The 12,096-nt window shown below is 41.5% G+C and carries 13 protein-coding genes; 3 read left to right on the top strand and 10 right to left on the bottom strand.

From position 1 onward, the window contains the following. Positions 1–15: 15 nt before the first annotated feature. Positions 16–420 carry a DUF4809 family protein gene (locus tag I588_RS25235; protein ID WP_010758730.1) on the bottom strand — a complete coding sequence of 135 codons (405 nt, stop codon included), beginning with the start codon at positions 418–420 and terminating at the stop codon, positions 16–18. Next, the gene (locus tag I588_RS25230) at positions 404–1,093 is read right to left on the bottom strand and encodes an HAD family hydrolase (protein ID WP_010758731.1); all 690 of its coding nucleotides are present in this window, start codon (positions 1,091–1,093) and stop codon (positions 404–406) included. The genes I588_RS25235 and I588_RS25230 overlap by 17 nt, the downstream gene beginning before the upstream one ends. Before the next feature lie 192 nt (positions 1,094–1,285). Here I588_RS25230 and I588_RS25225 point away from each other — a divergent pair, with 192 nt between their 5' ends. Further along, on the top strand, positions 1,286–1,480 hold the full coding sequence (locus tag I588_RS25225; RefSeq protein WP_010758732.1) for a hypothetical protein: 195 nt from the start codon (positions 1,286–1,288) through the stop codon (positions 1,478–1,480). An 80-nt stretch (positions 1,481–1,560) separates the two neighbouring features. Here the strand turns inward: I588_RS25225 and I588_RS25220 are convergent, their stop codons facing one another. The 3 genes from I588_RS25220 to I588_RS25210 all read right to left on the bottom strand — a co-directional run bounded on the left by I588_RS25220 (position 1,561) and on the right by I588_RS25210 (position 4,638). Beyond that, positions 1,561–3,027, bottom strand: coding sequence for an AcpB/EbpR/MafR family transcriptional regulator (locus I588_RS25220; RefSeq protein WP_010758733.1), 1,467 nt, complete (start codon positions 3,025–3,027; stop codon positions 1,561–1,563). A gap of 302 nt (positions 3,028–3,329) precedes the next feature. Then, positions 3,330–3,530 carry a cold-shock protein gene (locus I588_RS25215; protein ID WP_010758734.1) on the bottom strand — a complete coding sequence of 67 codons (201 nt, stop codon included), beginning with the start codon at positions 3,528–3,530 and terminating at the stop codon, positions 3,330–3,332. A 289-nt stretch (positions 3,531–3,819) separates the two neighbouring features. Beyond that, complete coding sequence (locus tag I588_RS25210; protein ID WP_010758735.1) at positions 3,820–4,638, bottom strand: ZIP family metal transporter; 819 nt, start codon at positions 4,636–4,638, stop codon at positions 3,820–3,822. A gap of 151 nt (positions 4,639–4,789) precedes the next feature. On the opposite strand from I588_RS25210, the gene spxB reads away from it, so the two are divergent. Further along, entirely contained in the window at positions 4,790–6,517 is a 1,728-nt protein-coding gene (gene spxB / locus I588_RS25205) for a pyruvate oxidase (protein ID WP_010758736.1), read from the top strand. A 519-nt stretch (positions 6,518–7,036) separates the two neighbouring features. Beyond that, a complete protein-coding gene (locus I588_RS25200) occupies positions 7,037–8,005 on the top strand; it encodes a hypothetical protein (protein ID WP_010758737.1) in 969 nt (322 codons plus the stop codon). A gap of 157 nt (positions 8,006–8,162) precedes the next feature. Here I588_RS25200 and I588_RS25195 read toward each other — a convergent pair whose 3' ends face one another. From I588_RS25195 to I588_RS25175, 5 genes are read right to left on the bottom strand one after another with little or no spacing between them, the layout of a single operon-like run. Continuing rightward, positions 8,163–9,017: a PTS system mannose/fructose/sorbose family transporter subunit IID gene (locus I588_RS25195; RefSeq protein ID WP_010758738.1), complete on the bottom strand. Its 855-nt coding sequence runs from the start codon at positions 9,015–9,017 to the stop codon at positions 8,163–8,165. Next, on the bottom strand, positions 9,017–9,784 hold the full coding sequence (locus I588_RS25190; protein ID WP_010758739.1) for a PTS mannose/fructose/sorbose/N-acetylgalactosamine transporter subunit IIC: 768 nt from the start codon (positions 9,782–9,784) through the stop codon (positions 9,017–9,019). Before I588_RS25190 ends, I588_RS25195 begins: the two co-directional genes overlap by 1 nt. Before the next feature lie 15 nt (positions 9,785–9,799). Then, positions 9,800–10,273: a PTS sugar transporter subunit IIB gene (locus I588_RS25185; protein WP_010758740.1), complete on the bottom strand. Its 474-nt coding sequence runs from the start codon at positions 10,271–10,273 to the stop codon at positions 9,800–9,802. Between the two features lie 2 nt (positions 10,274–10,275). Further along, positions 10,276–10,707: a PTS sugar transporter subunit IIA gene (locus tag I588_RS25180; protein ID WP_010758741.1), complete on the bottom strand. Its 432-nt coding sequence runs from the start codon at positions 10,705–10,707 to the stop codon at positions 10,276–10,278. A gap of 18 nt (positions 10,708–10,725) precedes the next feature. Next, on the bottom strand, positions 10,726–11,805 hold the full coding sequence (locus I588_RS25175; protein ID WP_010758742.1) for an alcohol dehydrogenase catalytic domain-containing protein: 1,080 nt from the start codon (positions 11,803–11,805) through the stop codon (positions 10,726–10,728). Positions 11,806–12,096 lie beyond the last annotated feature (291 nt).

The raw sequence follows: 12,096 nt of genomic DNA, 5'->3' as shown, positions 1-12,096 counted from the left end.
AGGTTGCGGCCTTTTCTATTTAACTGCTTCGAAAAATTCATAGGCTTCTAGTGAAAAAATGTCCTGCAGCACTTGGTTCACCTGTTGGAACCCTTCTTCCTTAACTGCCCCACACTTCGGAATCGTGCACTTGCGTCCTATGTTTTGATAGGTGATCATCGAGCCGGTCTCCTGAACAGCTACCTGCTGTCCTTCTTTTTTAAACACTAGGGCATCCTCACCAATTCCCACGGTTACATACTCCTGCCGCCAGCCATTTTCCAGAGCTAAGGCTGTAATCAATGAAGGATTGTCATACTCGTCTAATAAGACCATTTTTTCATTTTCTAACTGCAAGGTGTACGTAATGCAGCTTTGCAGTCCGCAAGCATTGCAGCCGCCCTCGGTAATAAATTCCTGCTGATTAATGATTGCCTGCATCTTTTTCCCCTTTTACTTCTTGATAAATTTTTTCCAAAGTGTCCCGATCCAGTCCCTCAAAGCTCTCGACAATTCGATCCGCTTTTTGCAAATCCTGCTTGGGATAGATGGGATTATGGAAACCTACACAAACCATTCCTGCCCGATGAACTGCGGTACTGCCATTTTTCGTATCTTCAATTCCTAGACAATTGGTTGGCTCTACCCCCATACGGCGAGCAACCTCCAAGTAAACGTCAGGAGCTGGTTTAGAATGAGGGACTTCTTCACTGCTCATGACAATCTGGAAACAGTCGGCAATTCCTAGAGCCTGCAGATTAGCTTTAATCTCCTTCAACGTTGATGAAGAAGCCACTCCCAGCGGCAAACCGGCTTCGTGAAGACGTTTCACTAAGGCTGGAGCTCCCTCAATTGCCCGCACGCCATCCGTTTCTACCATTTTTTCTCGCAGCTGAGTCATTTGCTCTGCATATTCAGCAACCGTTAAGGGCAAAGAGAATTCTTCCTTCATCTTTTGCCACATGTATTCACCCGTTGTTCCCATAAACTGATAATGATAGCTTTCTTCTACTGGATGTCCGGCTTCCTTTAAAATTGTCGATTTGCTTTCAAAATAGGTATATTCAGAATCTACTAATACCCCGTCCATATCAAAAATGATTGCCTCTAGCATACTTTCCCACCTCATCATTTATTCGTTCAATTAACACTCTAGCATATTTGTTTCTCCTAAGATAGCTTCCTTCCCATAAATTTCTCCTACTAATAGCCAATTGATAAATACGTCTTAGGTTGGACGTTTTCAATAAAAACCTTTGTTATACTTTGTACATAATCAAGAACACAAAGGAAGAAGGAAGAACTTATGAAAACTTATTCAACTCCTGTACGTATTTTAATGGTCATCGGCTTTTTTCTAGTCGCTAGCCTAGCCTTGCACATTATCGGCCCACTCATTTCCGGTGTCTTATCCCTTGTATTCCGCATTGGGATTCCTTTAGCAATTGCTTACTTTATTGTTAACTGGTTAACTAAGCGCAGCAATCAACGCAGATATTAACAGCTCGGTATCGACATATCCTTACAAATTAAGAAGCCCACTCACCTAAAAACAGGAACAGGTGCGTGGGCTTCCTTTCGTTATGATTCTAAATACGCTAATTGTTCGATAACCATTTCCATCCGATGCTTCTCGATCAATTCCTGCAGGGAGGTCAAATTCTTGGCCGAAGGGATATCTTCCACGATAAACAATTTTTCCTTCGGCACGCTCTTCGCTAAAAAATTGGTTACACAGAGATCAAAATTAATTTGCTGCCCCTCACTTGGATCACACTTTATCAATGTAGGATTGATATTTACCAGCACTTTATCGTTCAAGCTTCGTTCTACACAATACCTCAGCAAGTGGGCGTGATCCACACCGCGATTGCTGGCTACCTCTACTGAAACCGGCTGCCGTAATGCATACAGCTGCTGAGGGAGATTTTCCCAGGCAATAAACAATTCAAAAAGAATGGAAACAAAATAGGCAGAATACCAAGGAATATTGGTTGCCTTTTCCAGATCCTTAAGATTTTTTTCCAAGACTTTATTAAAAACCGCAAAACGATTGCGAATGGTTTTACTGGCACTCCAGCAGCGATTGTATATCAGGTAATTTTTGTAAGGGTACGTTTTATGCAGACAGTAAAAGCTTTTGAGTACATAAATACACTTCTGCAAATTTTCTGCTGAATTTTTTAAAGCTAAAACCTCTGCAATCAATTGAATGGAGGCCGTGCACAGCCGGTCAATCCTCCGCTCTTCTTCGCGGTTATCCCAAGAAAAATCCCGCCACAAAATCGTACTGGCAAAATCCAAATACAACTCTTTTTCAACCAACTCCGGAAGCAGCTCCTGCAAATTCAGCAGGAAAAAATGATAAACATCTAAGTGGTGATCCTTCTTTTTCATCTGCTCCTCAGAGACTACAAAGCCTTGGCGCTGCCTTAAAATAGTTGCCCCTACCAGAAATGGCAGACTCAGCTCCTGCGGATAAATAGACGTCATTTTCTCGACCAGCTGCTCTACCTGCCCGCGATCAATGGTCGGAAAAGGCCAGCTGTTGTAATCATAGGCTTCAGAAAAATAAAGAGCCAAAAAGATCCGGATTTGCACCTCATTTTTTCCTGACAGACAGACGTTTGTCCGATCAATGTAGACACCAAAGGCCGCCAAAATCTCATTCATTTTGATAATCTGACGATACAAATTGGCGGAACTGATAAACAGTTCCTTTTGCAGCTGGGAACGGCTTTTCCCAGGATAAAAAATGATTTGCTCCAGCAGCTGAAAAGCTACTGATTCCTGGATCATTTCGGAAAAAATTTCTGCTACTGAATGTCCTTTCTTTTCCGATAAATGTAGCGCAGAAGAACCATCTCTTTGAATACTAACAATATGTCCCCAGCGGTCTTCAATATCTTCACAATCTCTAATGATTGTTTTCGGAGTGGCATCAATGCTTTCTACGATACTCTTCACAGATACCCAGTCATCGGAATACTTAAGCTGCTCAATAATTAGAACCTGGCGATTTGCTGAATTTGACAATAATGTTTTCACGCACCCTTGCTCCCATCTATAGTAGAAGTAGTTTTGCCTTGCACAGATACAACAACTATCTGAAGATTTATGTATAAAGTATCAGGAACCATTATATTGATTATGTATAGCAAATAATGTCGTATTTCTTTTAGAAAGAGAATTGTTTCCTGTCACATCTTATTATATAGATTATAACGCATCTCATTTATTATTCACATCTTCTAAATAAAGAAGCCGTTTTATTCCCTGCTGCCAGACCGTATTTGCAGACAAAAAAAGAGTATAAGCAATCTGCCTATACTCTCGAATGTTAAATGTAATTACGCTTTAACGATGTTAGTTGCTTGAGGTCCGCGTTGTCCTTCTTCTACGTCGAAAGAAACTGCTTGGCCTTCTTCTAAAGTTTTGAAGCCGTCGCCTTGGATAGCTGAAAAGTGAGCAAATACGTCATTTCCATCTTCACCAGTGATAAATCCAAAACCTTTGTCTGCGTTAAACCATTTTACTGTACCGTTATTCATATTAAGTACCTCCAAATACACATCAAGTGTGTTTATTTTGTAATAAAAAATGATGTGTAGAAAGAAGTGTTGTATCAAGAAATTATAGATAAACAAATAGTCACATATCAAAAGTATTACAAGCGTTAGCATAACACTTGTAGTCGGCAATTGCAAGAAAAGATGAACATTTTCAAGAAATTATCCGATAAACATTAAGAAACAGCCGATTTTCTTAAGAAGCGAATCCGATTTAAGCTTTGTTATTCTTCACAAATAGGAACATTTCTAAAGTAGATACTACGGCCATTTATCCTAAAGCTACATCCAAGATCATCATAATAATAAAACCAGACATTGCACCGAAGACTCCGAAATGATGCTTGCTGTCGGTGGTTGCTTGCGCCTCTGGAATCAGCTCTTCAATAACAACATAGATCATTGCTCCTGCCGCAAAAGCCAGCGCATAAGGCAGCAAAGGTTGAACCCGCATCACTAGGAGTGCGCCAATTACCGCAGCAATCGGTTCTACAATTCCAGAAGCCTGACCATAGACAAAGGACTTCCAACGGCTGAGCCCCTCCTGCCGCAGCGGGATAGAGACGGCCGCACCTTCTGGAAAGTTTTGAATCCCAATTCCTAAGGAAACCGAAATAGCAGCTAAAACTGCAGCAGTTGGATTCGCTGCCTCATTTGCAGCCCCAAAGGCAACCCCCACCGCTAATCCTTCTGGAATATTATGTAAGGTAATCGAAAATACTAATAGAATCGTCCGTTTCAAATGGCTAGGCAAGCCTTCTTTTTCTTTGTTCGGCCCAAAATGCATGTGTGGAATCGTTTTATCGGCAATGTATAAAAAAAGTCCGCCTAATCCAAAGCCGATACTCACCACAAGCCAAGGAATCGAACCATTCTCCTCTGCCGCTTCAATCGCCGGATCCAGCAAAGACCAAAAACTGGCGGCAATCATGACACCTGAAGCAAAGCCCAGCATCGTATTTAAGACGTTGCGATTAATATTTTTAAAGAAAAAAACCATGGCTGCTCCCAAAGCAGTCATTCCCCAAGTAAATAGTGTCCCAACAAGTGCCTGCTGCCAAGCAGCCAGCGACAACAACCATTCCGTCATAATAACCTCCTAAAGCGTTTTTACACACTTTCAGTTTATCACAAGATAAACAAGCCCTCAAATCCAGGCTTCTGCGAAACACATTCTTTGGTTGGTTTTGGTAAAAGCGTTATACTTGGGTTGTTAGTTATTATGAAAGCGAGTGAGAAACATGACAAAAATTAATGCTGCTATTGCAATGGTCAAAGTGTTCGAAGCTTGGGGCGTCGATCATATTTACGGAATCCCTGGAGGTTCCTTCAACTCAACGATGGATGCTTTATACAAAGAACGAGAAAGTGTTAAATATGTTCAAGTCCGCCACGAAGAAGTCGGTGCACTAGCGGCGGCAGCGGATGCAAAATTAACAGGTAAGGTTGGTGCCGTATTCGGTTCAGCTGGTCCCGGAGCAAGCCATTTAATCAATGGTTTATATGATGCTCAAATGGATCATGTGCCAGTTGTTGCTTTGTTGGGGCAAGTTGCTTCAACCGCCATGAACTACAATTCTTTCCAAGAATTAAATGAAAATCCAATGTTCGCTGATGTCAGCATCTACAACCGGACTGCTATGACACCAGAAAGCCTGCCCCATTTAGTGGATGAAGCGATTAAAGCGGCTTACGAGCATAAAGGGGTAGCCGTAGTAACTATTCCCGTTGATTTTGGCTTCGAGGATATTGAAGAACAAGAAATTGCAACAGCGAAGAATCATCGTAAAGGAGTAATTATGCCTGCTGAAGAAGATTTACAAGCAGCAATTCCTTTAATTGAAGCAGCTAAACAACCGGTTCTTTACGTAGGTCAAGGAACTCGTGGCGGTTTTGAAGAAATCAAAGCCTTTGCGGAACACTTCTCTATGCCAGTTGCTGCAGCTGTTTTAGCCAAAGGAATTATTCCTGATACCTACGAAAACTTCTTGGGATTTGCTGCACGGGTAGCAACCAAACCTGCCAATGAAGCTCTAGCTGTAGCCGATTTGATTGTTTTCGTCGGCAGCGATTTCCCATTTGCGGCTTACTTCTTCAACCCAGAAGCGAAGTTTATCCAAGTGGATATCGATATGAGCAAGTTGGGTCGTCGCCACCATACAGATGTTGCCATTTTAGGTGATGCTAATACAGCCTTGCGCCGAATGGTGGAATTAGGTCAAGCACGTCCAGCTGATCACTGGCTAAAAGCCAATCAAACCAATATTCAAAACTGGCATAACTGGCGTAAGAGCTTTTATGACGATAATCGCTCTCCATTACGTCCAGAACCAGTCTTTAAAGAAATCAACCGCATTGCTGAAGAAGATGCTATCTTCGTTACAGATGTCGGCAACACCACGATCCATGCCATCCGTCATTTAGAAATGAATGGCAAACAATTGCATACTACTTCAGGATGGTTTGCAACGATGGGAAATGGTGTACCAGGCGGGATTGCTGCTCAATTAAGCTATCCTGAACGCCAAGTCTTTACTTTTAGTGGCGATGGCGGCTTTGCTATGGTGATGCAAGACATTATGACTCAAGTAAAATATGAATTGCCAATCATTAACGTGGTCTTCTCCAATGAATCATTTGGTTTCATTGAAGCAGAGCAGGAAGACACTGAACAAAAGAAATTTGGCGTTTTCCTAGGTGGCGCTGACTTTGGTAAGGCTGCTGAAGCCATGGGAGCTGACGGCTTCACTATTACTGAATACAGTCAATTACAACCTGCCTTTGATGCTGCTAAAAACAGCAAACGTCCAGTAGTGATTGATGTAAAAATCGAGAATGCTCGTCCATTACCAGTAGAAGAATTACAGCTGGATCCTGAGAAATTCTCAACAGAAGAAATTCAAGCCTTTAAAGAAAAATACCAAGTTCACGACATGCCTGCTTTAGGTGAACTATTGCGTGAACAATAGAAATAATCCTACCCAGCTGGTTCATCCAGCTGGGTTTTTACGCAAAATTATAATTTTTTTAAATAAATCAAAGAACTTTTTTTATATTCGTCTTCCTCCCATAATTTTTCCCCATTTCCTAAAAAAAAATTGCTCATTTTTTTCCGCTAAAATAGAAAAAAAGGACTTTATATGAAACGATTTTTCATCGCAAAACTTCGCAATTACATTTTCTTAAATAACATATCACTTTATTAAAAGATTTTTCAATCTCTTGCGCTAGTAAGGTTTTAGCGAGTTAAAAGCTAGCATCTAATTGAGTAAAACAGTTTACTAAAGCTAAATACCTTTACATTTATTTCAAAATAAACCAATTATAAAACAAAAAATAAATCGTTGAAAAGTACGCCCTTTTACGGTATTCTTTAAACAAATTGATCGGTAAAACGCTTCCTTTCAAATACTTGAATGAATTATTCAATCAAACACCCAACAATTAGTAAAAAGAAAAATTAAACAACTACAAGGAGATGTAAAAAAATGACAGCGAAATCACTTATGGACAAATCAGCCCATCCCTTCGGAAAAAGACAGGTCTTCACCCTAAAAAAACGCGAGACTCTTTCCAGCCGCTTAGAAGCTTTTTTATCGGAAACCAAAAATACTGCGTTTTTCATTCAATTTTGTGTAGCCATCATGGTACGCAATGCATTTAGTCCTCTTGATCTATCCTTTGTCGCAAAAAAACAAGTGCGCGACTTATTCCTAACTGGCGAAGTTCCAGCCTCCGTTCGTCATTTATGCATCTACTTCCAAGATTATTTTACCACTGATAAAGAATGGCAAACTGTCATCAACCGCCTATACAAAAACCAACAAGAATTCAACGAGCTGACGCAACAAGCGCGTTTACAGATAGAACCCTTGCGCCCTGCACTAATTTCTGGGGAGCAACCCGTCGACAGCAGACAAAAATTGAAGGCCGGCTTCTTAGATGAAACCAACAAAATGCACACCTGGAGCTTAAGTAACGTAGTGTGTCTGCGTTCACCTGAAGAACATCGGACTCTTTTAGATATTTTAGGAAATTTAACCGTTTTCCAAAAGGATGGTCTTCGTCAATTCACCCAAGTGGTTTGGCTGGACTTCGCCCCTGATGAACGCACCCGCAACTTCGACATTCGCAATGAAGAAGACACGGCGGAAGAAGCAGGCGAACAATTAACCGAACAGCCAGCTAAAAAGGCCGTGCCAAACGATGGTGATAAAGCAGACGCAGATACTGAGGCTCAGTCAGCTCCGCCCGTTAATCAGTCAGAGCAGACACAAGCTTCGAATGATACGAAGAAGAAAAAAGCCGGCAAAGTCCCAACGGATCGGATGCCCAGCTGGAAAGACTTGACTGCAACTGGCAAAAAAAAGAAAAAAAAGCGGAATCTTGAGCTGGAAAAAGCGCTGCGCAAGAACACCAGCAAGAAAAAGAACCGGAAGCGGAATAGGCGGAAATAGCCTTAACTAAGAATCTGAGCACAAAGAAAGCCGGCAGATACGTATCTGCCGACTCAAGTAGTTTTTCCTATTTACGTAGGGACATTATATGAATTGCTTGAAGCGTTCTTTTCCTATATTTCTCTGTTCCCTGCTCATTGACAACTAAATACTAAGACTATAGGGAATTAACCACCAAGCCCAAGGCTGCCAAGATCGCACCACCAATAATTTGAATCACTAAAACTTTAGTTGGTGTATATTTTTTAACCTTTAACAGGTAGTAAGTTAATAGGGTTACACCTAACGGCAAAATCCCTTTTACTAAGCTGTCCAGTACGTCTGTTTGAATGGACAATGATTCTTTCCCACTTAAATGAACCTGCAGCGGCGTAGCAAGTTTGACAAAATTAGCTGCCAGTGAGCCGATGACTATTGCTCCCAAAGTTTGCGAAAGGGTCATAATATAAGACAGTCGGCCGCCAGCCATCAGTTTTTGAATCCCTTCTTTTCCTTGTTCATAGCCTTGGATCCATAAGAAGTAAGCCAATACCGTCATAATGATCCAATGTAGAGCAAAGAAAAGCACAGGTCCCATAATAATATTTCCTTGAGCACCAAATGGTAAAGTAAAGGAAAGCAAGATCGGGATTAAAGTTCCTTGCCATAAGGTATCGCCAATCCCAGCCAAAGGTCCCATCAGCCCAGTCTTCAAGCCGTTGATCGTTTGGTCATTGATTTCAGCACCGCTGGCCCGCTCTTCCTCCATCGCAATAACCATGGATAAAACTGGTCCGCCAAAGGAAGGCTCTGTATTGAAGAATTGCATGTGTCGGTCCAAGGCCGCCTTCATTTCATCTTCGTCTTTACCATATAATTTTTTCAAAATAGGGCTGAAGGCATGAACAACACCAGTTGCCTGCAGGCGCTCGTAATTGTAGTTAGCATGAGAGAAGAAGGTCCAACGCCAAAAGGCTTTGACCACATCTTTTTTAGATAGTAATTTTGGTTGTTCCACTGTGGTTTGTTCCATCAAGCCATACCTCCATTTTTATCCTTTAGATACAACTCAGTAAACACATAACCAATTACTATAGCAAAGATAGCAATCGGAACCGCTGGCAAGCCTGAGTAAACTGCCAACATGAAGCCAAGTATAAAGAACAACAGGGTTCCTTTACCGTTCATTGCCCGCAAGTTCATGGCAATCCCTAACGCAGGCAAGATTCCGCCAATCGCCGACAAGACAGCTAGTGGTTTACCACCCAAGGCATCGACAACACCTTCTACAGCATCCGCACCTAAGTATGCAGCGGCAGCGACAGGTACAACTGTAATCAATAATAAGAACAATTGCGGTGGAACAATATGCAGCCAGTTGATTCGATCAATATTTCCTTCTTCTGCTGCTTTATCTGCCATATGGACAAATGTAATATCCACGGTCATATGGGCTACCCATACCAACGTACCTAACAACCCTAACGGCACAGCAAGCGTCGTCGCAACAGAAGGTTCAACATTAGCAGCCATTGCCAAAGCCGTTCCTAAGGTTCCCGCCAAGGCTGGGTCCATTGCTACAGTTCCTCCAGCCGAGATAAATGCTAAATAAGGCAGGTTGATTGCCGCACCAATGATACACCCTTGAACTGGATCACCTAAAATAAGTCCTACTACCGTTCCATTGACTAAAGGCCGCATCCAGCCGTGTGTGCCGACAAGCGAAAGCCAAGGCGTTCCATTAATACCCAAATAATAAACAACACCGATTAAAATCGCTTGGATTAAGCTGATTTTCATTTTTCCACTTCCTTCTTATAATAGATTATCAATTGCTTGTGAGCCTTGATCAGGAATCACATGGATTTTCATTTTGACACCGTTTGCAATAATTTTTCTGAAGGTTTCTTTTTCTTCTTCCGTCGCTGAAATATTTTTGTAGAAGCTCTTGCGGTCTTTTCTAGCACCCATACCACCGATAATAACTTCATCCAGCTTTACACCATTTTCAATCAGCTGCAGATAAGTTTGCGGCTCTTTGGCTAAAATAATGACCTTTTCATTAGCGGGAATATCTTTTAACAAAGCAGAACCATCGGCAATCCCTAAAATAGAAAGCTTAATGCCGTTGGGAACCGCCATTGACATGATGGATTTGGTAAATTCATCCCCTGCTGTGGCATCATCTACAATCACGATATGATTGCCTCCAGTAAACTGCAGCCAGGCAGTCATTACCTGTCCATGAATTAAACGATCATCGATTCTTGCTAATACAATTTCTCCCATTTTTAAACGCTCCTCTGATTAATTTTTTCCATCTCTTCAAAAAACTCTTTAATTCCTTCTCGTCCAGTCTGCATAGCTGCCTGGTACATTGTTTCCAAATCGGAACCAATCAGTCGCTGATTAAAGGCTTCCACAACCATCGGCAGATTCACACCAGAAACCAAGCGATATTGATGAGCGCCTTGCAACTGACTAAAACACATAGCTGCCTGATTGTAAGGACTGGCAGAAAACAGATCCACTATTACCAGCACACCGTTGCCTCGATCTAATTGAACAATCCCCTTTTGAATTTGCTCATTAAATTCGCCGATGTCATCGCCATGCTTTAAGCCTAGTGTCAGATAATTTTCCTGCTCACCCATAATCAGACTTAAGCTGTCCATAATTCCGTTAGCCATTTCTCCATGTGTTACTAATAAAATTCCTGCCATCATTTCCCGCCTTTCTGTTTATGCCTGCCAATTAAAATGCATCACTGTTTTATTCCAGCCTGGATTTTCAACAAATTTTTCCATCATTCGGCTAAAATCTTCACCGTTTGAAATTTCCGTAATTTGCTGCGGTAAGATTTTTTTCAACGCTGCTCGATATTCCGCGTTTCTCATTCCTTCAACCACTGCTGCAAAATCAACTGTAGATGAGCGGCTGCTGCCGTGAACTGTAATCCCTTTTTCTAAAATATCACGGGTATTAATCGGTACTAAGTCCTCAGTTACTCCCATAAAAATGATGTCTGCTAATGAATCAGCAATCATAATCGCTTGGTTAATTGCACTTTCGCTGAAACGACCGCCGGTACACTCAATCACGACATCAAATTTCTCTGGTTCATTTTCAAAATCATAGCTTAAAACATTCGCAGTCCGTGCAAAATCAAAGTTTGCCAGCTTATCCTCCGCAGCACCAAATACCATGAAACGATCAGCCTTTACACCATATAAATATCTCAACATCACTGACGTAAAGTAGCCTACAGGTCCATCACCGAATAAAGCAACGCGGGTATCCTCTTTTACCAGCTTATCCTTCACATGACTAATTGCATGATGAGAAACAGAAGACAATTCAGACAATACCGCAATTTCTGCTGGAATTTCATCCGGTATTCGAACTAAGCACTCTGCCGGGTGAACTAAGACACTTTGTGCTAAACCATCGTAGCCGCTGCCTAAAAAGGCATTGCCCTTCGAATAGTTAGGCGGAACCTCTGCTTTTTGTTCTATCTCCGGGTGAAGGATCGTTCCCGGAATATTAGGTACCACTACCACACGGTCTCCTTTTGCAAAATCTGGAGAACCGGATGCTTTTACTACTCCAATTCCTTCATGCAATAAAGCCATCGGAAGTTTCTTAGCCAACGCTTCTGGTCGCCGCAAGCCTGCAAAATATCTTAAATCTGCATGGCAGATACTAGCATATGTAGGTTCGATGGCTACCCAACCCTCTTTAACTTCTCTTTCTTTAGTAACCTCTTGGATTACCTCAGGCTTCACTAAACTTAATACTCTTGACTCAAGTAACACAGTCATTCCTTAACCTCCTCATATTCGAGCACATTTTCTAACTCACTTCTACTCGTAAATGAGTATATCACGCAATAACGAGCTTGTAAACGCTATTTATTTTATTTTTTTCACTTAAATACTCTTTTGTGCTCGAATGAGGTGCATTTAATAATTGTAAATCCTTGGATTGCAGTGGACCAAATTCCTTTATCATCCCTATTTTTCCCACATAAAAAAACATGAATTTATTCTTCCTGCTAGCGGAAAAATAAATTCATGTTTGTAGTTTTTCATATCAGTAAAACTTGGCACGCT

The organism is Enterococcus pallens ATCC BAA-351 (assembly GCF_000407485.1).
Classification (GTDB): Bacteria; Bacillota; Bacilli; order Lactobacillales; family Enterococcaceae; genus Enterococcus_A; species Enterococcus_A pallens.
The sequence above is the reverse complement of the archived record's forward strand: the minus strand, read 5'-3'. Positions and strand labels throughout refer to the sequence as shown.